Source organism: Desulfobotulus mexicanus (assembly GCF_006175995.1).
GTDB lineage: Bacteria > Desulfobacterota > Desulfobacteria > Desulfobacterales > ASO4-4 > Desulfobotulus > Desulfobotulus mexicanus.
In genome coordinates, this window is the sequence record NZ_VDMB01000004.1 from 200473 (window position 1) to 222940 (window position 22468).

The 22468-nt window shown below is 48.3% G+C and carries 21 protein-coding genes and 1 pseudogene; 2 read left to right on the top strand and 20 right to left on the bottom strand.

From position 1 onward, the window contains the following. Positions 1–10 precede the first annotated feature (10 nt). Positions 11–682: a methyltransferase gene (locus FIM25_RS05250; RefSeq protein ID WP_139447029.1), complete on the top strand. Its 672-nt coding sequence runs from the start codon at positions 11–13 to the stop codon at positions 680–682. Here FIM25_RS05250 and FIM25_RS17020 read toward each other — a convergent pair. The 20 genes from FIM25_RS17020 to FIM25_RS05335 form a co-directional block, all read right to left on the bottom strand. Then, complete coding sequence (locus tag FIM25_RS17020; protein ID WP_179953178.1) at positions 668–817, bottom strand: hypothetical protein; 150 nt, start codon at positions 815–817, stop codon at positions 668–670. The two genes, FIM25_RS05250 and FIM25_RS17020, sit on opposite strands and share 15 nt — an antisense overlap. Positions 818–819: 2 nt before the next feature. After that, positions 820–1563: a restriction endonuclease gene (locus tag FIM25_RS05255; protein WP_218961275.1), complete on the bottom strand. Its 744-nt coding sequence runs from the start codon at positions 1561–1563 to the stop codon at positions 820–822. Continuing rightward, positions 1563–1718, bottom strand: coding sequence for a hypothetical protein (locus FIM25_RS17285; RefSeq protein WP_218961276.1), 156 nt, complete (start codon positions 1716–1718; stop codon positions 1563–1565). Before FIM25_RS17285 ends, FIM25_RS05255 begins: the two co-directional genes overlap by 1 nt. Before the next feature lie 174 nt (positions 1719–1892). Further along, positions 1893–2348 carry an Lcl C-terminal domain-containing protein gene (locus FIM25_RS05260; RefSeq protein ID WP_139447031.1) on the bottom strand — a complete coding sequence of 152 codons (456 nt, stop codon included), beginning with the start codon at positions 2346–2348 and terminating at the stop codon, positions 1893–1895. 60 nt (positions 2349–2408) lie between these two features. Then, positions 2409–2840: a hypothetical protein gene (locus FIM25_RS05265; protein ID WP_139447033.1), complete on the bottom strand. Its 432-nt coding sequence runs from the start codon at positions 2838–2840 to the stop codon at positions 2409–2411. A gap of 79 nt (positions 2841–2919) precedes the next feature. After that, complete coding sequence (locus tag FIM25_RS05270; RefSeq protein WP_139447035.1) at positions 2920–3291, bottom strand: hypothetical protein; 372 nt, start codon at positions 3289–3291, stop codon at positions 2920–2922. 223 nt (positions 3292–3514) lie between these two features. Further along, positions 3515–4030, bottom strand: a complete 516-nt coding sequence (locus FIM25_RS05275; protein WP_139447037.1) for a lipocalin family protein — start codon at positions 4028–4030, stop codon at positions 3515–3517. Continuing rightward, positions 4027–5460 (bottom strand): RNA-binding domain-containing protein, encoded by a 1434-nt coding sequence (locus tag FIM25_RS05280; protein WP_139447039.1) that lies wholly within the window; start codon positions 5458–5460, stop codon positions 4027–4029. Before FIM25_RS05280 ends, FIM25_RS05275 begins: the two co-directional genes overlap by 4 nt. A 33-nt stretch (positions 5461–5493) precedes the next feature. Then, a complete protein-coding gene (locus FIM25_RS05285) occupies positions 5494–5838 on the bottom strand; it encodes a nucleotidyltransferase family protein (protein WP_139447080.1) in 345 nt (114 codons plus the stop codon). Next, entirely contained in the window at positions 5825–6253 is a 429-nt protein-coding gene (locus FIM25_RS05290; RefSeq protein ID WP_139447041.1) for a nucleotidyltransferase substrate binding protein, read from the bottom strand. The genes FIM25_RS05285 and FIM25_RS05290 overlap by 14 nt, the downstream gene beginning before the upstream one ends. 12 nt (positions 6254–6265) lie before the next feature. Then, positions 6266–7750, bottom strand: coding sequence for a translation initiation factor IF-2 N-terminal domain-containing protein (locus tag FIM25_RS05295; RefSeq protein WP_179953179.1), 1485 nt, complete (start codon positions 7748–7750; stop codon positions 6266–6268). A gap of 89 nt (positions 7751–7839) precedes the next feature. After that, positions 7840–9204 (bottom strand): restriction endonuclease subunit S, encoded by a 1365-nt coding sequence (locus FIM25_RS05300; protein ID WP_139447045.1) that lies wholly within the window; start codon positions 9202–9204, stop codon positions 7840–7842. Continuing rightward, entirely contained in the window at positions 9205–10782 is a 1578-nt protein-coding gene (locus tag FIM25_RS05305; RefSeq protein WP_139447047.1) for a class I SAM-dependent DNA methyltransferase, read from the bottom strand. It abuts the gene before it with no gap. Positions 10783–10947: 165 nt separating this feature from the next. Beyond that, positions 10948–12768: an AAA family ATPase gene (locus FIM25_RS05310; RefSeq protein WP_139447049.1), complete on the bottom strand. Its 1821-nt coding sequence runs from the start codon at positions 12766–12768 to the stop codon at positions 10948–10950. Next, a complete protein-coding gene (locus tag FIM25_RS17025; protein ID WP_179953180.1) occupies positions 12743–12910 on the bottom strand; it encodes a hypothetical protein in 168 nt (55 codons plus the stop codon). Before FIM25_RS17025 ends, FIM25_RS05310 begins: the two co-directional genes overlap by 26 nt. 5 nt (positions 12911–12915) lie before the next feature. Continuing rightward, the gene (locus tag FIM25_RS05315; RefSeq protein ID WP_139447051.1) at positions 12916–14460 is read right to left on the bottom strand and encodes an ATP-binding protein; all 1545 of its coding nucleotides are present in this window, start codon (positions 14458–14460) and stop codon (positions 12916–12918) included. Between the two features lie 56 nt (positions 14461–14516). Then, positions 14517–18023, bottom strand: a complete 3507-nt coding sequence (gene hsdR, locus FIM25_RS05320) for a type I restriction-modification system endonuclease (RefSeq protein ID WP_139447053.1) — start codon at positions 18021–18023, stop codon at positions 14517–14519. 458 nt (positions 18024–18481) lie between these two features. Continuing rightward, positions 18482–19282, bottom strand: a complete 801-nt coding sequence (locus FIM25_RS05325; RefSeq protein WP_179953181.1) for a substrate-binding periplasmic protein — start codon at positions 19280–19282, stop codon at positions 18482–18484. 106 nt (positions 19283–19388) lie between these two features. Then, complete coding sequence (locus tag FIM25_RS05330; protein WP_179953182.1) at positions 19389–19961, bottom strand: GNAT family N-acetyltransferase; 573 nt, start codon at positions 19959–19961, stop codon at positions 19389–19391. A gap of 126 nt (positions 19962–20087) precedes the next feature. Beyond that, complete coding sequence (locus FIM25_RS05335; protein WP_139447059.1) at positions 20088–21980, bottom strand: peptidase U32 family protein; 1893 nt, start codon at positions 21978–21980, stop codon at positions 20088–20090. Positions 21981–22216: 236 nt separating this feature from the next. On the opposite strand from FIM25_RS05335, the pseudogene FIM25_RS17030 reads away from it, so the two are divergent. Next, positions 22217–22468, top strand: a pseudogene (locus FIM25_RS17030) (IS701 family transposase); the annotation flags it as partial.

Consider the following 22468-nt stretch of genomic DNA (forward strand, 5'->3'; position numbering starts at 1 on the left):
AAAATCTTACATGAAACTTTCCAGCAAAAACCGTCTCATGCCCATGCATCAGGATCTGTTCCCTGAAGACACCCTTTTTTGCCGCATTGCCCGGACCGTCTGCCGGGCTGGCGTCCTGCCCAGAAAAGAACTCTACGAGGCCTGGGAAATGGCCAGAAGGGTACGACGACGATTCCGGGGGGGAAGGGTGGTAGATCTGGCCTGCGGTCACGGCCTTCTGGCCCAGATCCTGCTGATTCTGGACCAGACATCCCCCTCAGGTCTGGCTGTGGATACCCGGATACCCAAAAGTGCCGAAGCGCTGTTTGCCGCCATGACCGAAACCTGGCCCTTTCTGAAGGACCGGATCGGCTTTGAAGCCCGTGACATGGGAGAAATTGAGCTTATACCTGAAGATCTTGTGGTCTCCGCCCATGCCTGCGGCTGCCTGACTGACATCATTCTGACGAGGGCTGTGGCTGCACGTACCAGAGTGGCCGTGCTGCCCTGCTGCCACGATCTTGAGACCTGTGACACGGGCGGCCTTACCCCATGGATGCCGCCGGATCTGGCCGTGGATGCGGTCAGGGCACTGAAACTCCGGGCGGCTGGATATGACATTTATACCGCTGCCATTCCATCGGCCATTACCCCCAAAAACCGGCTGCTCATGGGAGAACCGGGGGCCTCAGGCTGCCCTTAGTTCCGAGTCTCCCGTGCGCTGCCCAACAAAATCTGGCTTCCGATGACGCTGGCGTCTGGAGTCCCGGAACACTTGCTGAGCTCCCCATGCTATGGCATAGGCATCAGAACCAAAATCCATCTGAAAAAATTCCATTTTTATTCCATATACTTTTCAAAAAACGGATAATCCACATCATAAACCGTTCTGGGTTTTAAGCCAATTTCCTCTTTTTCCATCATTTCAATCAGGGTTTCAGCATCAATAAGCTCAATGGGTGGAGCACCTTCCCTGTCAGCTTCCCGCTTGGCATCCTCTGAGAAGTTGCCCGTTGTGATCATGATTCCCTTGTCAGCTCTTCCGAGCATGGCATTACGTAGATCCCCTATCTGGGCTCTGGATACGGTCCCCTGATATCTCTTGCACTGGAAAATAACCTTAAAGCTCACAAAGGGATTCAGCTTCAGCGTACCGTAACCATCAATGCCGCCATCTTTGCCTTTGGGTGTCACCTGAACATTCTCAAAGCCGTATAACCTGAGGATATACTTACACAGACGCTCAAAACCGTCCGGAGAAATCTTTCTGAGTACATTCAGAAGTTTTTCCCTGTGGGGATACTCATCTTCTGGCTCCTCAGTTTTTTCCCCGTTACTATCGTCCTGCTTTTCCTGTGCGTCCTCAGAAGAAACGGCATCCTGCTTTGCCTTGCGCTGTCTGGTATTGATCTCAACCCATTTTTTAAAAAGAATCCGGCCATCTTCCTCAGTGAGAAAGGCATCCCTTCCCTTTCCGGTCAACTGCCAGACGCCCCTTTTTTCCGCAGAAATAAAACCTTCCCACACAAGGTACTGCCTTGCCCAGCAGACCTGATTATGGAATCTGGGCGTGCCGCTTTCCATCAGCTCCTCTTTTTTTCATCGGGCAGACCAAGGTTCACAGCAATAAGATCCGACACCTCCCTTGGGGTTCCGGAATCACCAAGCTGACGCAGCGCATCCAGCAAAGGCCCCATCCATTTGACAAACTCTGCTTTTTTCTGCTTTTTTTTAGCCATTCACAGTTCCATTTAAAATGAATTTTCCTTTTTTCCAAATAAATACAAGCGTATTTTGCAGGCCTTATAATAAAATTTCCCAGAAACGGGGACTAAGTTCATTTATAAAGACTCCTTTGAGAAAAACGGGAACAGGTGCAGCATACTTCCTGAAGGTAACTGATCCTTCTCCCGTCACTGACTGGCTCGCACGGGCCAGACGCAATGTCTGGATGACCACATGCTGGCACTATAAACAGTACTGAATTTCATGTAGACGTAGAAGGCATTATCCTTTACTTCCGTATCCTGCGTACCGGACCAGCAGGTGGGCCAGGCTACGGAAGGGAAGGGCTCTTCCCGCAGGGCACGGGAAAAAATAACAAGCTCATCTTTTTCCGGCAGTCTCCAGCCGCCAATGCCTGAGATACTGAAAGACTGACTCGCCGAAACCGCCCTATTCCAGCCTACCTCACCAACTGGTATGGGCTGGCTGGTCCACATCATGTTGGTCTGCAAATCCGTCACAGTCCCATTTCCGTTGTCCAGAAATCGACTGGCATAAACATCTCCGGACATTATAAGCCAGGTCAGACAGAGCATGAATACAATGGCACCCGATTTCAATGGGCTTATCCACATTTTTCCCATGATACTCCTCCCCTACTATATAAGGATGAATACTAATTATCAGAAAAAGATGGTTGAACTTCACCGCGAGTGACAGGACTGACATTCACTGGATCTTATGGACATACCGGACTGGGGAGCGTTTCTCTTAAAAAAAATATCGGTGCCTGTTCCGCTGCCCAGACCGGATTTCGAGCTGTCTTCCACCCACTGCGGACAACTGAAATCCCGTATGTCCTTAATAAGGCAATTATTTCTGGCGTGCATACAGGAACCAAGGCAGTCCATATTTCCCGGAGGACAGAGGGCCTCACACTGATCACGGCTGGCATTGCATGTCGCCAGAATGGAGCTGAAAACCTGATTACAGCAACTGGTGCAGACAATCAGATCAGGACAGCCATGGATACAGTCAATGTAGGTGCCTGTTGCGCCATGGGAAGCAGGAGCGGCCATGAGGATCAGGACCGGAGCCAGAAGGAGATTAAGCAGCAGTACCTTCATTTTTTTCATAATCAGATCCCTTTATTAAAATGTCAGATAATATCCCGGTGTACCGAATACACTACAAAGCGGTGGAGATTTAAAAAGATTACTGCCACCCCAGAAGATCATTGCAGGAAGGATTGTTGCAGAGCAGACTGCAGAACCCCTGATGATCATCCATGGAAATGTCATAAGGAATCTCGGAATGTCCGTAATTATCACTGCATACCCCGCCCATGCAGGTGTAGGATTTAAACTGACACCCCACAAGATGGCCCTTTACGACCTGACCATCCACAACCCGGGTAACGGCGTAGGGGTGAAGGGTACAACGCTTACTGAAGTAGTCGGGGTTGTCTTTACAGATGAGGGTCCGGGCAAAAAGATGTCCTGCGGTCATAAGTGTCACCACAGCAATGAGGACAAGAACCCGGCCTGTACAAAAAAGCGTAAAACGGAGCGGAATAAGCGTATTCATGGACATACCTCCCTGATCTGTTGATCCCAAAAAACCATATCAATCCAGCACACTGCACAAGAGCACACTTCATGCCACACTATAAAGCGTTTTGATTTCAAGAATTTGCAAGAACAACAGAACAGACCAGATGCCTTCATTTGCGCCAACATCCCTGCCATTGCCAACCTTGTTGGCAGGCAAGCACGGTTCTGTACCGGGGAATGGTGAAGACTACTCACCATCAGTTATGATTCACAAAAATCAGTGCATCCGTGTCAAAACCGGCGGCTTTGGAAATTTCGATGAATTTTGCAAGAATTTCCGGTTCTACGGCAGGAGTCCGGGAGAGAAGCCAGAGATACTTTGTTTTTGGCCCGGAAACAAAGGCATACTGATAGTTTTCATGGTCCAGCCCGAAAATCACATAGGAGCCATAAAAGGGGCCAAAGAAGGAGACTTTCAGATATCCTTCCGAGGTGCTGCCCACAAAATAAGCCTTGCCCTCGGCCTCTTTCCAGCGGTTTTCCGATGCCAGAAAGCCCCGGTTCAAAACCCGGACACCCCCATCCTTTCTCAACTCATACTCCGCACTGACATGGCTCAGTCCCCTTTCAAAGGAATGATCCAGACGGGCAATCTCGTACCATTTTCCAAGGTAGCGGTTCAGCTCAAAATCCGAAACGGGCCGGACGGACTGGGGCATACCCAGACAACCGCTAAGTGTGAGGAAACCGATGAGCAGGAGCAGTTTTTTCATTGGGGCCTCCTGATATATGGGGATAAAAGAGGGAGTTGTGGGGAAAAGGCGCTTTCCTTCTGTGTTTTTCCTATTTCCCAATATCCGCCTTTGGCCGGGCCGATTCTCCTGAGAATCCCCCGTTTTTTAAACCGGGAAAGGATCTTTTCTACCCCTGAGGTGCTCAGACCTGTTTTATCTGATATGGCTGAAATACTGACCTTCCTGTCCTGCACCATGCATTCCATAACGGCCTTTTCATTTTCACCCCACTTTTCACCGTACTTTTCACCCCACTTTTGGGCTGCTGTCATTTTTTCCGATATTTCATCAGGAGTCCCTTTATTTGAAGATTCCAAAGTCCCTTCAATGGGAAAACAAACCTCCAGAAAATTGTCACTGATTTTGAAGACATCGGGAGAATAGGCCGACAAAATGCGGTTCATCCCCGAACCAAGCTGCTCCACCAGATCCAGATCCCGATAGATGCGCATGATTTCACGGTTACGGGGCATGGAGCGGCCAGCAAAAAACTCTTCCATGGAAAGCCCTTCCACCAGACCTCCATAGGAAGTGATGGAGAGCCTGTCAGAATAAAATTCAATAACAGGGGGAACCTCCCGTGTGAAATCATTGTGAACCACAGCGTTAATCAAGGCTTCGCGCAGAGCCCGTGCATCCACCATGCGTTTCTGAAAACGCTCTGCCCTTCCTGAAATTTTTGTGAAGGTCCGGTTTTCGATCTCAAGCTTGTCCAGAACCCGATGGGTTGCCTTGATAAGAGAGCAGTACCCGTACTCTTCATTCTCCATAAGCTCCACCTTGTCTGTACCTGCGTATTTTGCCACCTTGATTGACACACTGTTCTGGTCCGCCATCAGATAGGCCACATAGTTCAGCCTGCCATCGGGAGTGTAGAGGTCGAGATTCTCCAGAAAGGAGTCATTTACGGTAAACCCCTTTTCATCGTAGTAAATTTTAAGCTGGTTAAAACTTAAGTTCAGCCTTGGAGACGGAATATTTCTCAGGGAGTTACGGGTTCGCGAAGCATAAAGACGGTCAATCATTTCTGTGGTGAGCGGCTGGGCACCCGTCCCCACACGAATATATGCTCCAGCCGGAGACAGGCCATATTTTTTGATGTAGTAAGGTTTTTCCGTTCCCCGTGCCACAATAATACGGATAACAGGCAGTCCTTGAAGTTCTGTAGTAACAACATCGAAAAATCCAAGGGTTGTCGGCAGAATGTTGCTGCGTATCCGGTCAATGATGGCCAGCTGTAACTTATCGGGATTTTGAACTCCCACGATTGTTCCATCATCCTCAACGCCGATATAGATATCACCGCCCCTGCCTGAATTGAGAAAAGCGACGACTTCTTTTTCAAGGGAATCCGTTAGCTGACGCTTAAATTCCGTGGTCTCGTTTTCATAGGGCATAAAGGTAGTCATAGCTTCTCCTGCATTGTTGTCACAAACAGAATCTTACTGGCAAAAGGGAACCGCTTTTTTTTCATTCCGGGATGCCAGCACAATGCCTTTGCGGTCAATGTGCGCCTTTACCCGCAGATCCTGAATATTTCCATAGTCCACAAGGTCGATGGTGTAGGGAAGGCAGAGATCATCCAGCCGTACACGGATACGGTTCAGATCCTTCAGGGTCAGCCCCTCTCCCACAAGGGCAAGGTCAATATCTGATCCGGTTCGGAAATTGCCCTTTGCCCTTGAGCCAAAGAGAAGAAGCTCTCTCACACCCTCACATGCAAAAACCGCTTCAATGATTTTTGCAAGAACGCCGTCCGGCAGACCAAAGGCCCTATCCCCTTCCATCTTCTTCCCGCTCAATCTCTTCCATCCTGCGTTCAAATTCCCTGAAAAGGCCGCAGTAACTGCCGAGAACCGTTTCCACCACCGCCTCTGCCATGCGGCGATCATAGGTGTGTAAGGTCTGATTTCTTGTCTGAATGGTTTCCATCCAGCTTTCTCCGTCCTCAATCAGACCGTATTTGAAGGCTTCACGGATGGCATCCCGTGAACCCCGTATGGCACTGTTGCCCTGATAAAGAAAAAAATCCTTCATCACATTCCATGCCAGCTCGTGGGTATATTCAAAGGCCTGAATCAGCCCCTGTTTTTCCAGCATACTCAGCTCCCGCTGCTGAGACAGGTCGGCGGCATGGCGCAGCTCCGCAAAGGCATTTCTGAAATTGGCAAACCTTTGCTGCCAGCGGATGTCTTCGGGCATGGGTTTTCTCCATCAAGTAAGATTAGTCCGACTATTTTTTACATGATTGATTATATTTTCATACTCGTCTTTAGTTAACATAGACATATGAGATCTAACCTCTACTCCAATTCCACCTAACTTATCTAGCAATACTTTATTTGTCATATTTAACTCTTTCGCAAGTTCATACACTCGACAATGTGGAGAATGCTCATAAAGCTTATCTTCTTCACCTTGCTGTCTCTGCGTCTTTAAAAAGTCTATAGCAAAATTCCTAAACCCACTATTTGTTAGCCATTCATTGCCTTCTTTAGTAAATATAAAATCCTGCAAATCTTTATCTTTCGACAACTCAAAAATAATAACTGAAAAAGAATCATTTTTGCCCATATCTTCATCAGCCAAAGAGTGCCTTTCTATTTCAGCTATTTTTTGACAAAGATCTTCTGACGATATTAAAAGTTCATAAACATCTATCCATCTTTGTTGCAGTCCTCTAGTAACAGCAAAAAAACCTATTGGAATATTCTCTGAATCTGAAAAAAGAACATTGCTTATTGCACGATCAATCAATAAGTTATTTATAAAACGAACTATGCCCCTAGGATTATACGCACAAGCAGCTCCAACGATAGGAAGAATAGGGCTTAAAGCCTTAGAATCATTATCATTAAGCTGATTTGTCAAGACAGCCAAAAAATCTTTAGCTCGCTGGGTATGTGGTGGTATAGGAAAAGAAAGTTGAACTATTTTATCTAAATACTTTTGACCTTCGAACTGCTCAAGACCAAAATCATTTTTATACTTATGACTCAGATATCCTTCGATTACCTGGCGAGCAACTCCCAACACAAAAACAAATCCTTTCTGGAAGAGAACCAACTTAATACTTTCCAGTAATTTTATAGCTTTATCAGGAAAACATCTATCTAAATCATCAATAAAAATTACAATTCTTCTATTTTTTAAAAGATTAATTGAAGATAGCCTATCAAAAGAATTATAATATATTGATTTATCCAAAAGAGGATCAGAAGAGATAATTTGATTGCGCTCAATCATATCCTTTGCAACAAAACCTGCTTCAATTTCAGCAAAGCCAGGTACTTTTAATTTAGTACTTGCAGAAAAACCATAAGCAACTGACTTTAAAGCATTTAAAACACCATCTTTTCTTTCACCCATATCTCTCCAAAAATCATTACTTTTATGAATTTCTTTTACTATTGTTGCAATCAAAGGTAAAAGTGGATGCTCTTCCTTTTCATACATCCATGCGTTAAACCACACAGGAATAACATTATAATCTGAACTCAGCTTATCTTTGATAAGATTTAGCAAGCTTGTTTTTCCAGTACCCCATTCGCCAAAAATACCTATAGTGAACGGGCCGGGAGTGCCTTTAATTGTACTTGCAATAATATCAGAATACGTAGAAAATCCCAAACCATCTTCTCTGCTGCTTTCACTTCCATCTATAGGTTGATCATTTAATAAAATAATTTTATCTATCATCATTTTTTCCAATCACAATATAAAGAAATAAATATTATCATATCGAAAAGACCAACAAAAACTTGAACTCTCCAAGCAATAATAGACAATCAGTCCTTTTTCCTATCAGTAGAACGGGTACGGGTTTTTTTGGCGGGTTTGAGGCTTTCTTTCTGCGACCGGATTTTTTCCAGCAGGGCTTTGGCGGAGTTTTCGCCGGAGATGAGATGCGGATGCTGCTCCCGCCAGTCTGCGGTGAGTTCTCCACGGAAGGCTCTGGCAAGGACGGAAGGGGTCATGTGTTCTGCTTTGGCCCTTGCATCTTTGACCCGGTTTTCGATCTGATCTGCGAAGGCAAAGAGTTGTTCCACACGACGAACTATTTCGTCTTGTTCCTGTATTGGTGGAAAGTAAAAAATAAAGTTCCGTAAAGACTTCAAAGAGACTGTTTTCTGAGCTGTCCCGGTTGCAGATGTACTTGCTTGCTGAAAACCTTCCGGCGATGATAATAATATTTGCAAAAATTTATAATTTACCTTGTCATGTTTAGGTTTTAAAAGCGCAATATGTCTTTGAAAACAAAACTCCTTATCATCATTCACTACAACAGAAATACCAAATGAACCTGTTACAGTATAAAGAATATCATATTTTCTTGGCTTTCTTATCTCTTTAATACTCTCATAATATTCATTTGGTACCCAACGAGTTACATTTTCAAAATTCACAAAACCTTTGCTGAGATCAGAAATTACCAAAAAAGGAATGCCCTTTTCCGATCGCGGTGGGGCTTGGTGATCTCCATCTGATATACTTTCACAAAAACTACTTATCTTTTCAAATATCCATTTAGTTTTGTCCTTATTTTCCACCTCCGTCAGCCTGCCACTTACGGCGGCGGCAAGGACGGACTGACGGAAGCGTTTCAGAATCTGGGGGATGGCATCCAGCCGGGTTTTCAGGCGGTCGATGCGAGTCAGGAGGTCGTCCAGCCGGGAAGCAATTTCTTTCTGCTCAGACCATGAAGGCAATACAATATTTGTGTTTTCAAATTTTGACTTTGTTATATGTCTCAAACCAACACCGCCGTGAGCACTCAGAATTAGCTCATCAAGCTTTTGGTTGATTGCATAACAAAAAAAACTTTTATTAATGCTATTTTCATCAAATACAACTTTAAAAATATGCTGATTTAAAACAGAATTTTCTCTCTTCCAAATATGTGCACCAAAAGAAGTACCAGGAGTACCCGACCATGCAAAAAGTAAATCCCCATTATTTACCCTATGCTTATCATCAAAACTACCGTCAAAGTAATTGAATGATGCATTAGGGTTGTTTAAGTTTTGAATGCGTAATATTGGTAATCCTTTTTGTGACCATTCCGAGGGCTTAAAGGCTCTCCCATTTATCAAATCGCAAATTTCACCAATTTTTGCTACCGTCCAACAGTCTTGCAAATCCTCATCTTTCATTTATAGATCCCCCATCCCCAGCACCTCAGCCAGCAGTTTCTTCTGCACAGCAGCCTCATCGCCCTTGCCCAGAGCCTCCATGAGTCCGTCCAGCTCCCGCAGGGCCTCGGTCAGCTCGGCCATGGCTTCGGCAGCCAGCACATCGGGGTCGGGCAGGTTTTCCGCATCCACGCTGTCGCTGTCCTTGAGCCATGTAATGTCTAAGGAATCTCCCTTTTTCTCCCGTATCCATTCCCGGTCAAAGGAACGCCAGCGGCTGGTGCGCAGATCCTGATCCACGCCCTCATTGATGCAGTTTTCCGTGGCTTCGGCTTCTTCGGCACCAAAGGACCATTCCCCCTCCTTTCTGGGCTGCATGGCGTACACGCTTTCAAAGGGCGCAAGGTGGGTTTCACCAAAGGGCGTGCGCTTGCCAAAGGCAGGCATGTTGGTGCGCAGATCATAGACCCAGACCTTTTTTGTGCAGCCTTCCTCCTGACGGGGGTTTTCCACAGTTCCCCGTGTGAAAAAGAGCACATTGGTTTTCACGCCGTGGGCGTAGAAAATACCCGTGGGCAGACGGAGAAGGGTGTGCAGGGTACATTTTTCCATGAGATCCCGGCGGATGTCCGTTCCTGCTCCGGCCTCAAAAAGTACATTGTCCGGCAGCACCACGGCGGCCCGGCCTCCGGGTTTCAGACCCCGGTAGATGTGCTGAAGAAAGGCAAGCTGCTTGTTGCTGGTGCGGAAGGTGAGGTCATCCCTCGTGATGCTGGCCTCCCCTCCCTTGGATGTGCCAAAGGGCGGATTGGCAAGGATGAGGTCTGCATCGGGGAGGTTGCGTCCGGCCTGCCCCAGAGCGTTGCCCAGATGCACAACGCCTTCGGCATCGCCTTCCATATTGTGCAGAAGACAGTTCATCAGGGCCAGCCTCCGGGTGCCGGGAACCAGCTCAATGCCCGTGAAAGCCCGTCTGCGCTGAAATTCCTGCTGTGCCACGGGAAGGGCAAAAAGCTCGTCCGTGGCATCCTTGATGTGGCGGTCTGCGGCAATGAGAAAACCTGCGGTGCCTGCGGCGGGGTCCTGAATGATTTCTCCGGGTTTTGGGTCCATACAGCGAACCATGCAGTTGATGAGGGGCCGGGGCGTAAAATACTGGCCTGCGCCGGACTTGGTTTCGCTGGCATTTTTTTCAAGAAGGCCCTCGTAGAGGTCACCAAGGCCGTCTTCACGGGCGCTGAACCAGTCGATCTGATCCAGAGCACGGATGAGCTGTTCCAGATGGCGGGGTTCCCGCATCCGGGTCTGGGCATCGGCGTAGATGGCGGCAATGAGGGGATCATCGCTTTTTGAAAGATCCAGAAGGGTCTGTCGGTAGTGGATCATAAGGCTGATGCCGGATTTTGAGGAGATATCCGGCCAGCGGCAGCCTTCTGGAATGGCGTGGTGGTTCATCACGCCTGCGTCCCGGTTTTCGTGTTCCATTTTAAGGAAAAGAAGAAGAACCAGTTCTGTGACATAGTCGGAATAGTTGATGCCGTCGTCCCGGAGGACGTCGCAGAGGTTCCAGAGTTTCTGAACAATATCTGAGGCGGTCATGGAAAATCCTTTTGGCCCTCACCCTCCGGCACTCAGGCGGGAAAGGGCTTGTTGTTTTAAGTGATTGATTAACTACCTGTGTGCCGGACAGGCGACCCTCTCCCGGAGGGTGAGGGCGAGCATAAGGAATTAAAATCATTTTTAACAGACCCTCAAACCTCCCTTTTATTCCGGCAAAGGCGGGGCTTCTCCAATCTTTTCAAAACACACCCGATCAAACCCGAGGGCTGTCACCACAAACTTCTGGAGTCTCAGGGTTTTGTATTTTTCTTCAAGCCTTGCACCGTAATCTTCCACCTGTTCCCTTCCCTCCTTCATCTTTTCCCGGACGGGAGGAAGGGCTTTCAGATCATCCACGCTTAAAGCCAGCGCCTCTTTACCGGATAAACCCGCATCCTTCAGGCTGACAAACTTGAACTCAATCAAAACATCATACACCCTGCCATATCTCTTATCGGGCCGAATGATCATGGTGAGGTCGGAATATCTTCTGGAGATTTCCGTTTCAGAATCCATGAGAAAAATGATGTCATTGTAAAGAAGGGTAAGAAAAGCGGTTTTAAGGGTCAGCTCATTGGCAAGGATGTAATCCCGGTTGCTGAAAACCTTAAAATATTTTTTCTCCACAAAATCACAGAGGGGCTGCATGTCGCCCTTCTGAAACACCTTTTCTGCCGCAAGTCTGCCCGCATCCCTTTCCATGGGGTCGGGAAGCAGGGTGTGGCAGAGCTTGTCCGCATACAGGCCCTTGACCGCCATGTTGGGGATTTTCAGCCTTGTTTTCAGATCCGGTGTTTCTTCAGCTATGGTAAGGATTCCGAAATAATACAGGAAGGATGTGAGAAACTGCCTGTCCCGTGAGCTGTCCAAAAGGATATCCTCAATACCAAAGGACAGCGCCACACTTTCAATGACAGCGCTGTCTTCCTTTTCCATGAGATTCAAAAGCAGCTCCTGGCCCCCGTTGAGGCTGGCGATATAGCTGAGCTTGGCCTGATCCGTGGAAAGGTTGGAATCCAGCATCTGCTTTGGATATCTTCCCTTGCCTGCAAACTGCTTGAAAAAATAAAGGCACATGGTTGGATTATAAATAAATTCATGGGCATCTACGGAAAAAAGGTAGCCATTGTAAAAGCTTCTCATGGTATTAAGGGCATCTTCTGTTTTCGCTTCCCCCAATTCTCCACGTTCAGGATGGCTTCCCCCCACGATGTTTTCAATTTCGTCCCTTATCTCATCTTCCCTGAACCCGCAGAGATCATTGACAGCAGCTTCCGAATAAATACTTTCGGCAACATTGTAGCCGCTTGTGATGTCACTCAGAACAACTGGGGAAACTCCTGTGATGAAAACCCTGTCAATCTTTGTGCCCGAGGTCAGGGCCTTTACGGCCTTGAAAACCGTTCTTAAAATTCCCTCTTCCCTGACAAGCCTTTCATAATCCTCTTTTTTGCCCGAAGGAGACATGAGGAGGGTGTTGGCAAAGTTATCGTATTCGTCAATCAGAAGATAAACGGCATGACCATGGGCCTGCACGGAACCAAGGAGGGACTCCATGGAATAAAGGGCGTTTTCACTGCTGATGCGGACACCCTGAATCTCAAACCCATGCATTTGATAGTATTTTATAAAATTCTCAATCCTCACATTGATATGGTCAAATAATGACTGCCTTATATCATTGATGCCTCCCGTTGCATCTACACAGGAAAAATCCCACCTTAAAATGAAATAGGAATTTCTCAAGGGTGTCGGGTTTTGACCAATCTTTAAATTTCCGAATAATTTCTGGAAAGCATCTTTTTTGGCAAGATCATAATAATTTTCCAGCATGGAGAGAAGAAGGCTTTTACCAAAGCGCCTTGGCCTGATGAAAAGCTGGGATTTGGCCTTTTCAAGCTCAAGGATTTTATCCGTTCTATCACAGTAAAAATAATTATTGGATAAGACTTCTTCAAAATCAGAAATTCCATAGGGGTATTTCATTTTTTCCTCCGGGATGGTCTGCACCTGCAACTTCACCATAGGCTCCCCTGGCTTCGAGAACCTCAGCCAGCGGCTTTGGGGGCTTCTCCCGGTGGCTGAGGCTCTCGGAGCCACCGGTCAGAGTGCGTGGAAAAAACTTCATAATAATTACGAAACTTTTTCCACTTCAAAATTTTCAATATTTCTGTCTTTTTTAGAAAACTCAACGGCCACAAGATAAATTTCCCTGCCGGAACCCTGATATTTTTCATGGTATTTTCTGTCTTTAAGCTGGGCCATGGCACTGCCTTCTTTTGAATTTTCCAACACCTTAAATTCAAAAATGCAGCAGATAGCATCATAAAAGAGGCTTAAATCCATGCGACCATGGTTGGTTGCATCTTCGGTGCGGATCTCAAACCCGCAGGCGGCAAAGTAGCAGTAAAAAATACTGGCATAATAGCCCTCGTATCCCGAAAGCTCATTTTTTCTGTACCAGTCGTGGGGGATGGAAGCAAAAAACCGGTGGAAAATATCCCTTAAATCATTAAAGGATTTTGTCTGTATGGCCCGTATCAGGGAGGTCTCATTGGCACTTTTGGCCACCACATCCTCCACCAGCTCATTTAAGATCCAGCGATTAAGGCTGCTTTTTACCTCCATATTCGGGTAGGCAAGCTGGTAGGTTCTGCGGCCCACCATGTCTTCGTCCATCCGCTCTATGGTGAGATAACCCGCCTGAAACAGCAGGGTTTCCACACGGATGCGATCCACATCAAAACTGTCGATCAGCTCTTCGCCAAGGTAAAGCTGCTCAATGGAAGGAATGCTGTAATGCCTTTCCATGAGAAGGGTAATGAGAAAACGGGGTGTTCCCGTTTCAAACCAGAAGGATCGAAACTGTCTTTCACTGAAATAAAGAAGGATATCAAAGGGATTGTATACCCTTTCCCCAAGCCAGGCATAGCCGTTGTACCACTGGCGGATTCTGTCCTTATCAAGGCCTTCAAGCTGATCCGCAAAGACCATTTCAAGCTCCTTCTGGGTATAACCGCAGAGGGTGGCACAGGCCGGATTCATGGTCATATCCTGAAGGTTGTTGAGACCGCTAAAAAGGGAAACCTTGGAAAACTTGCTCACCCCCGTAATAAAAACAAATTTCAGGTGAACATCCGCGTCCTTTAAAACGGAATAGAGGTTTTTCAGCTTTTCTCTGATTTCTATGGCAAGGCTTTTATTGGCAATATTATCAAGGATAGGCTTGTCGTATTCATCGATGAGGACCACAACCTTCTGCCCATATTTTCTGGCAATTTTGACAATGGCTTCCATAAAACGATCATTAACAGACAGCTTTTCATAGTCAATGCCGTGCTCATTGCGGATATCCATGAGAATGGATTCCATTTTTACAGCAAGCTCTTCAAGGCTGTGGAGAACACCGCTGCCAAAGCTGATGTGAATGACAGGATAAGAGGTACTCCAGTCCCAGTTGTGCTCAAGGTAGAGGCCTTGGAAATACTCTTTTTTGGCTAAAAATGCCTGACGCAGAGTATCCACAAAAAGGCTTTTGCCAAAACGCCTTGGCCGTGAAAGAAAATAGTACTTCCCTGAATCCATGAGCGTTTTAACAAAGCGGGTCTTATCGACATAATAGTGGGGCTCCGAACGCATGGCCTCAAAACTCTGAATACCAACGGGTAATTTTTTCATGGGATTTTCCTCTGTTTCTGTTTTGATTTCTGCCACTGTTTACGGGCCTGATTGCTTCAGCCCGCCTGCCAGAGTTCTTCGCTGAAGGTTTCCAGCACGGCATCCAGTCTGTTGTCCAGCACCTTATCGAAGCGCTTCACGCCGCCGTGGGCAGCAAAGACCCGGTTGATGAACTCCGCATCCACCACCACCTCATGGGAGAGCTGGACGGCCAGCCGTTTCAACCACTGTTTCTGTACGCCTGACCATTCATGCATGGCGAGGATGCGCTGAAGGGCGTTATGCACACGGGTTTCAAAGGGCACAAGGGCTTCTCCAAGGGCGGCCTGACGGATAAAGCCAATAACGCTGGCGGCGATGTCCTCGTTGGTGCGGCTGGCCCAGGCCTTGCGCAGATGGGCTTCGGGAAAACCTGCTCCATCAAGGAAGAGCCGGATCTCCTTGAGGGAGGAGCGGGTCAGATCCTTTGGCCGATTAACAACGGCCATGAGGGCGGCATTGCGGTTCACCTCCTCCCGGATGAAGCGGGTGAAGGCATCGAGATAATCCTCCGGCCTGCCATGTTCTCCCCAGGTCTGGCTGCGCTCCAGAAGCTCGTCTGCCCCTTCATAGATAAGAGGCCTTACATAACTTCCCAAAATGGCCTGCACCTCTTCCACCTGCCTGAGAAAACCCGGCTGGCTGCGGATAAAATCCGAAGCCTTTTCCGGCCCCAGCTCCCTCAGAAAGCGGGGCATTTCCTCCGTGGCGCATCCCCAGCTTTTTTCCAGCTCCGCCAGTTTTTCCCGCATTTCAGGTCTGGTTTCGGCCTTTTTTTCCGCCTTTCGCATCACCCGCATGAGCTTCTGACTGAGCTGATCCAGCACATCATGGGCATGGGTGGCGGGGCTGCCCTTCCTTTCTCCGGGCTGCTCAAGGGCCTCCTTCAGACGGGGCGCATCACTGATTTCATCCAGAAGCTGGGCGATGGTGATGCCGGGATTTTTCACAAGAGGCTTCATGTCCGTGACCTTTTCCAGAGCCGCATAGATGCCCACGGGATCATAGACACGGAAAACCGTTTTACCGATGGCATCACAGCGACGGGTGGCCCGGCCCATCATCTGCTCAAAGAGAATACGGGAGCGCACCCTGCGGAGAAAAACCAGATGGCAGATGGGCGGCACATCAATGCCAGTAGTGAGAAGATCCACGGTAATGGCCACAACGGGGTAGCGTTCGTTTTTATAGAGGCGGATCACCTGATCCACCTTATCCGTCCGGCCCGTGATGATGCGGACGCTGGCCTCATTGTAATCGCCGTTGTACTTTTCAGAAAAAGCCTCATCCAGAAGTCGTTTTACCATTTCCGCATGGTTCTGGGTGGCGCAGAAGATCATGGTCTTTTCATCGCCGAAGGGGTCCAGCTCTTTGGCCAGTTCCCCGCAGATCACCCGGTTGAAGCCTTCGGTGATGACCCTGCGGTTGAAGGATTCCACATCAAAATCCAGCTCATCCTCCAGCTCCGCCAGCTCCACGGCCCCGGTTTTCATATTGATGGCCTGCACCTCGCCCTTTTCAAAATGGATGCCATGGCGGGTAAGTGCGGTTTCATAGCGAATGGGCGGCTCGTGATCAATGAGCCAGTCTTCGGCCACGGCTTCCCTGTAGGAATAGGTATAAACCGGCCTGCCGAAAATTTCTGTAGTATGCCGGGCCGGGGTGGCGGTAAGACCGATGCGAACGGCATCAAAATATTCCAGCACCCTGCGGTAGGCGGACTGGTACTGAAAAGCATCCCGGCAGAGTAGCTCCCCTTCGTCCATCTCCTGATCCAGAGTATAGCCCCTGTGGGCCTCATCCACGATGATGCAGTCAAAGGTGTCCACGGCAGGGGGAGTCTCCACCATGAAAATACGGCGCACCATGGCCTGCACCGTTGCCACCTGAATGCGGGTTTCCGCCTCTTCTGCCATGTCCCCCATTTCTGCAATGTTGTAAACCCGGGAAAGGGAAAGGTTCTGCTCCAGCGGGGCTTCCTTAAAGGCATCCATGGCCTGACCGCCAAGGGCCGTGCGATCCACGAGAAAGAGAATCCGGTGAAAACCCTCGGCCTTGAGAAGACGGTACATCAGCCCGATGATGGTGCGGGTCTTGCCCGTTCCCGTGGCCATGGCCACAAGGCAGCGCCGGTCTCCCCGGCCAAGGGCCTCTTCAACGGCGGTGATGGCCTGCTTCTGATACTCCCTCAGCCGGAGATAACCAAAGGGCTCCTTCTTTAAAAACTCCATGGACTCCCTGCGGCTTCGGGCCAGCATGTCCAGAAGCCCTGACGGGCTGTGGAAGTTTTCCAAAGCCCTGCGGATGGAAGAAGGGCTGCGAAGATCCCTGAACCATGTGCCGGACTGCTCCGCCATCTGGGGAAGAAAGGGCCTGCCGTTACAGGCATAGGCAAAGGGAATACCGAAAAAAGCCTGCTGACCGTCGGGCCAGGGGCCATTTTCCAAAGGGGGCTGCATGGATTTCGAAGGCCGGAAGGCTCTGGCATAGCGTTCTGCCTGAGGGATGGCTGCGGCCACATTGATGTTTTCCCGCTTGGCCTCCACCACGGCAAGGGGGATGAGGCCCGCAAAAAGGATATAATCCGCCCGCTGACCGCCGCTTAAGGGCCATTCCGCAATGGCAAGGTTTCTGCCCTTTTCAGGCCTTGCGCCAAGGGCATGGGTGAGGGACTGGGAATCCGCCTCCCATCCTGATTCCTTAAGTTTTGCATCAATGAGGATGCGGGTCAGCTCCTCGTTCAGGGAAAGATTTTTGGCCGCCTGCGCCGTGCGTTTGCGGATTTCCTTCAGACCGGGGGTGTCCGTTTTCTCATTTTTTTGTTTTTCAAGGGCTTCCTGAAGATTTTTGATGCGGCTTTCAAAGGCTTCCCTTTCCTTTTCAAGCCTTTGCTCCTGCACCTTCGCCCTTTCCTCAAAGCTTCTGGCTTCCGCATCCATCAGCTCCGCAAGGGCTTCATATTCTTCCTTCTCCCTTGCAATGAGTTCTGCAAGGGCTCGGCTTTCACCTTCCTTTTCAAAGGCATCCTTAAGGCTTGCCTTCAGCTGCTCCATTTCCTCCTGAAGCTCCCGCAAAGGCTGGCTGGGATCTTTGGGAGGAACAAAGGGGCCGGGCTTGAAATCCTTTGCGTTTTTAGCAAAGCTTCTGTGGAACCAGACCGCAAGGCTCCGGGCCAGTTTCAGGCCGTCCATGGCCTGTCTGTGGCAGGTGCGGAAGGCGTGGGTGGCCTTGTTGCCCTCGATACGAAGGGTATGGAAGATCTCCCGGATCTGCGGATCAAGGCCCATGTCCTGCTGGAGCCTGTAAAGAAGGGTAGCCTGAGTGGTCTGATTGTCAAAGGGGATGGCGCAGCGGGTGGCGATGTCCTGAGCAAAGGCTTCGCCCAGCTGACGAAGTTTAATGAGGGTGGTGTTGGGATCGCTGGCAAAGGCCTCTTCCGCACGCAGGGCCAGCTCAGAAAAAATGGGGTCATGGCTTTTCAAAAAATCAAAATTGCCCTTTGCTCCGGAATGATCTGTCGCCATGAACCCTCCTTTTATTAGTCGATAAAACCCATGAACCGTCTGCAAGAGTCCTTTCTATAGCACAGTCAGCGGCTCATATAGTGGGGCACCCCTCAATTTTTTGAAAAAACTTTCAAGGAATCAGCAGGAAAGGGAGGGCATATGCTAAAAAAGGGTGGTCATTAAATAAACTCGTAACTTCTGAGTAACTTAAATTTAGTTCTTTCAATTCAAATGCTTAAAAAATGACCAATTCTCTATCTGTGCTCAAGATGATTCTGAATATGACACAAGTTACTCTATGACAAGATGCCGTAGCAGGGCGTGAGCTGCTCTTCAGCACTACTTTTCAAGAACAATACTTGTCAGACAGATACACAGACACCCAGGCTATTTACAATAATACGAAGCTGCTGAAATTACAGCATTAGAATTTTTAAATAAAAATTACTGAACAATTACAAATACTTTTAAAAAAGCTATTCTTGTCCGCAAAACACCATCTCTCCCTCAGCGGTCCAGGCTTGGGCATCAAACCCCTGCATCTTCCATTTTTTATGAAGACCAGCAAGTTCACCGGAGGCAAGCATATCCGCTATCCTCTCATCAAAAATCTTCATGAGTTTTTCAGAAGAAGCCCTGTCGGAAAAACCCAGATAGGCTTTATGGCCCCAGAGAGGCTCTGTTCTAAAAATAACCGTATCCACCATATGGGTATTCATATAATGCTCCACATCCATACGGGCATCAATAATAACATCAACTCTGTCCGCAGCCAGCATACGCCACATAATTTCCGGATTTGAAACTTCAGCCCATTGTAAATTCAGCGATTCAAGCGGTGTGTCCTTATCGTAACTGTATCCCTTAATCCATACAGCACTCCTCCCCTTTAAAGAATCCGCTCCCTGCCAGTCAGGAAAACGCTCCTTTTTAAAAACGGCAGAGGTATATTCAATGTAAAGCGGCATCTGTGGCAGTCTCAGACCAGCTTCTTCCGCATCATCCCGCCAGACAGTGGGTATGGCATCGGCATGGCCTTCCGCCACAAGCTGTATGGAGCGCTTCCAGGATGCAATCTCCCAGGAAATCTCTATTCCATGGGGCTGATAGATTTTTCTCAGCATATCAAAGAATAAACCGCTGCCATCCTTTGTTGTCTGGCCTTCCCACTCCGGTGTGGCAATGTGAATGGTGGCAGAAAAAACATAAGATGACCTGAAAGGAAGCCAGAAAACGCTGAATATGAGTAAAACCCTGAAAAAAGAAATGCCAGCCATTTTCACCTCCATCGGAATGCCCATATATAAAGACTCTTTAATGCCTACAGCAATCAAAGAGAGTTATCAATCAATTACGCAACAGCGTGGTTCAGGATCAACACCTTTACTGCAAGTCTTTGCAGAAATATTTTACCATGAGACAGATATCAACGTCGCAGTTTTCAAAGGATGCTTCACCATTCAGAAGAAAATCCTTAACTGCTATTGTCTTGAGATGTTCAAAGCCACATTTCTCGTGCAGCTTTCGGGAACCAATGCCCGTACATTCCGAAAAGACATAGTGAAAGCCACCACTACAGGCAGCCGCAAGCGCAGTCTGCATAAGAAGCATCGCAATACCTCTGCCTTCATACTCCGGTACAACTCCAACCGCAGCAAGGTGCAGCCCCGCCCCTTTACCGGCTCCTGCCATCTGGTGCAGGGGATAGAGAAGCTCTTCATGCAGGGCAGAAACAGCCATAATCCTCTCGGTCTCGTACGCGGTAAGGTTTTCCGGCTTTTGCAGCAGGCCTGCTGCAACCGGATCTTCACAGAGAATAAAACCTGCAACCCTGCCCCCCTCTGCCGGAATCCTTGCAATCCAGCAGAACGCCTGAGAAAGGTAACTCTCACCACCATATACCGTCTTTGCTATTGAAAACAGACTATCCCTGCTGAAACCAATGCATTTTGTCAATGGTTCCCGGTTATAAAAAAGATCAAGGTAAACTTGCAGCAGCTCTTCTGTTTGCTCACAAGAAACCCTTTCTATCAAGAACCTGTCATTTTTATTTTTCATTTATTCTGCCCTCTCCGTTTCTAATTACTTCAAAGCCCCTTCTGAAACAATATGCATACAGCAGTCAGCACAGTCAAAATCAAGGGTAAAGGAAGCCCTGCTGCCCTTCAGATGCCAGTTGCCTCCTCCCTCTGCCCTGTGGTGACGGGGGCAGGCCCGAAAGGCATAGCGCAGGCAGTGGTGGCTGGTCATGACCCTTGTTCCGGGAGACATGCCTTCTTTTTCAAAGGCCATGGACTGAACAGGGCTGCCATGCTTTTCATAAAAGGCCTTTGCCATGGCATTGCTGACATTAAAGGATGCATCAAGGCAGTCTTCTGGATAGGGCTGTGTGTCAAAGCCTTGTACTGCCTGTTTCCTTCGGGGCCTTTCATATTTTTCAAGGCAAAGGAGCACAAGCTTTTCTGCCGCTTCCCGGCGCAGGGCATTGAGGGCCGAAGCCCTGAAAAACCAGGGGCCTGTCTCCACAAGAATTTCCTTTGCCTCAAAGGGCGTATCCCCCAGTTTTTCCAGCTGCCGTCTTACTGCTTCCTGAACTGTGGAGGGATTCTTTGCGGGTTCAAGGTCAAAGTCTGCACAAACCTCCACACTGAGTCCGGAGCTAAGGTCTTTCATTTCAAGGACAAAATCCTTTTCTCCTTCCCTGAAAACAAGGGAGACCGGCAGCTTTCTGGATGCACTTTTTTCGGATTCCAGCATGCGCCTGAAACGAATATCCGCATTTCTGTACAAAAAAGACCCGGCCACATCGGAAACCTTGAGACCCGTGAGGGAACCCGGAGCAGGCCAGACCTTTTTACCTTCCACTCGGTTCACATTAAGGCCCCGCATCAGGCCTGCGGCATCAAGAAAACAGAGTCCGTCTCCGGGTGCAAGATCCGCGGCCTCTTCCAGAAGAAGAATGCCGCCCTCAAGGCCCTGAATACGACAAAGCTTTTCACCCATGGCCTTTGGTGTATCCATCTGCCAGATTTTTTCCCGTCTTCCGTAAAGAAAATAATCCGTACCACCCCTGTGAAAGGTCTTTGCCGGATCCGGGGTAAAGGTGAAGGAAGAATTTCCATGGGAAGCCCTCTCTCCCCTGCCCCAGATTTCCATGGCTGCATCCAGCTTTTTTCTATAGAAGGCCGTCACATTTTTCACATAAGAGATATCCTTGAGGCGTCCTTCGATCTTAAATGAACTCACCCCTGCCTCCAGCATGGGCAAAAGACCTGCCGAACGATCCATATCCTTCAAAGAAAGCAGATGTTTTCCGCTGCTGATGCGCGTTCCCTTTTCATCGGTGAGATCCCAGGGCAGACGACAGGGCTGACCGCAGACACCCCGGTTGGCACTTCTCCCCCCCATGGCAAGGCTCATCCAGCAGCGACCGGAGTGACTGACGCACAAAGCACCATGCACAAAGGCCTCAAGGTCAAGATTCGTTTTTTTACGGATGCGGCCTATGGCTTCAAGATCCAGCTCCCTTGCCAGAACCACACGGGAAACTCCTGCTGCTTCCAGAAAAGCAATATGCTTCGGATTCATGTTATGCATCTGGGTACTGGCATGGAGGGCAATGGGAGGAAGATCCATCTCCAGAAGGGCCATATCCTGAAAAATAACAGCGTCCACACCAGCGTTCCAGGCTTCATGGATAAGGGTTTTTGCATTTTTAAGCTCATCGTCATACAAAAGCGTGTTCAGGGCCAGATAAATTTTTGCGTTAAAGCCATGGGCAAAACGACAGAGGCTTTCAATGTCTGCCATGGTATTTGATGCGGCGGCTCTGGCACTGAAGCGGTCCGCACCTATATATACGGCATCGGCACCATGGGTAATGGCTGCCCTGCCCCCTGCCAGATCCTTTGCCGGAGCCAGAAGTTCAATTGATATCTTCTTAAAAAAGGGAGCACCTTTTTTTTCTTTGGTCATGGGTATCCTCCATGGTTGTGGTTGCCCACCAGAGGCTGGCAAGAAGCCCGCCGTATTTAAAAAAAATTAAAATCTTTAAGGGCCCTAAAAACTTTAAAGATCTTAAAGACCCTAAGGACCTTAAAGACTTTAAAAACAGCCAGGAAGCCTGCTGGATTCAACAAGATTAAGCACCTTAAAGACCTAGGAGTTACGCAGTTGATGTTTTTACCGGTTCTATTTAAGGTTTAAAGATTATGAATCCACCAAAATTTTCTGAATATGATTACATGGCTTTTTTGACAGCAAGTCCCAAAATTTTTACCTGCACAGAGGTTGAGAGAGTTTTACAGGAGCAAAAAAATGCTCCTGCGCATGATTCCATCAATCGACTTCTTCACAGGCTTACGCCTTCAGCATCGGCTCTTCGTAATGAAGCAATTCAGCACGTTATTTTGAAAAAGGGTGTGCTGGTTCTTGACGACTCAACACTGGACAAACTGTACGCT

Excerpts from the sequence above, each read along its gene's own strand:
- FIM25_RS05260 (WP_139447031.1), bottom strand. The coding sequence starts at position 2,348 with ATGGGAAAAATGTGGATAAGCCCATTGAAATCGGGTGCCATTGTATTC.
- FIM25_RS05295 (WP_179953179.1), bottom strand. The coding sequence starts at position 7,750 with ATGATAGATAAAATTATTTTATTAAATGATCAACCTATAGATGGAAGT.
- hsdR (WP_139447053.1), bottom strand. The coding sequence starts at position 18,023 with ATGGCGACAGATCATTCCGGAGCAAAGGGCAATTTTGATTTTTTGAAA.
- FIM25_RS05300 (WP_139447045.1), bottom strand. The coding sequence starts at position 9,204 with ATGAAAGATGAGGATTTGCAAGACTGTTGGACGGTAGCAAAAATTGGT.
- FIM25_RS05290 (WP_139447041.1), bottom strand. The coding sequence starts at position 6,253 with ATGCCCGAAGACATCCGCTGGCAGCAAAGGTTTGCCAATTTCAGAAAT.
- FIM25_RS17025 (WP_179953180.1), bottom strand. The coding sequence starts at position 12,910 with ATGAAGTTTTTTCCACGCACTCTGACCGGTGGCTCCGAGAGCCTCAGC.
- FIM25_RS05335 (WP_139447059.1), bottom strand. The coding sequence starts at position 21,980 with ATGACCAAAGAAAAAAAAGGTGCTCCCTTTTTTAAGAAGATATCAATT.
- FIM25_RS05270 (WP_139447035.1), bottom strand. The coding sequence starts at position 3,291 with ATGAATACGCTTATTCCGCTCCGTTTTACGCTTTTTTGTACAGGCCGG.
- FIM25_RS05250 (WP_139447029.1), top strand. The coding sequence starts at position 11 with ATGAAACTTTCCAGCAAAAACCGTCTCATGCCCATGCATCAGGATCTG.
- FIM25_RS17020 (WP_179953178.1), bottom strand. The coding sequence starts at position 817 with ATGGAATTTTTTCAGATGGATTTTGGTTCTGATGCCTATGCCATAGCA.
- FIM25_RS05275 (WP_139447037.1), bottom strand. The coding sequence starts at position 4,030 with ATGAAAAAACTGCTCCTGCTCATCGGTTTCCTCACACTTAGCGGTTGT.
- FIM25_RS05265 (WP_139447033.1), bottom strand. The coding sequence starts at position 2,840 with ATGAAAAAAATGAAGGTACTGCTGCTTAATCTCCTTCTGGCTCCGGTC.
- FIM25_RS05285 (WP_139447080.1), bottom strand. The coding sequence starts at position 5,838 with ATGGAAGGGGATAGGGCCTTTGGTCTGCCGGACGGCGTTCTTGCAAAA.
- FIM25_RS17285 (WP_218961276.1), bottom strand. The coding sequence starts at position 1,718 with ATGGCTAAAAAAAAGCAGAAAAAAGCAGAGTTTGTCAAATGGATGGGG.
- FIM25_RS05255 (WP_218961275.1), bottom strand. The coding sequence starts at position 1,563 with ATGGAAAGCGGCACGCCCAGATTCCATAATCAGGTCTGCTGGGCAAGG.
- FIM25_RS05280 (WP_139447039.1), bottom strand. The coding sequence starts at position 5,460 with ATGACTACCTTTATGCCCTATGAAAACGAGACCACGGAATTTAAGCGT.
- FIM25_RS05305 (WP_139447047.1), bottom strand. The coding sequence starts at position 10,782 with ATGACCGCCTCAGATATTGTTCAGAAACTCTGGAACCTCTGCGACGTC.
- FIM25_RS05325 (WP_179953181.1), bottom strand. The coding sequence starts at position 19,282 with ATGGCTGGCATTTCTTTTTTCAGGGTTTTACTCATATTCAGCGTTTTC.
- FIM25_RS05315 (WP_139447051.1), bottom strand. The coding sequence starts at position 14,460 with ATGAAAAAATTACCCGTTGGTATTCAGAGTTTTGAGGCCATGCGTTCG.
- FIM25_RS05310 (WP_139447049.1), bottom strand. The coding sequence starts at position 12,768 with ATGAAATACCCCTATGGAATTTCTGATTTTGAAGAAGTCTTATCCAAT.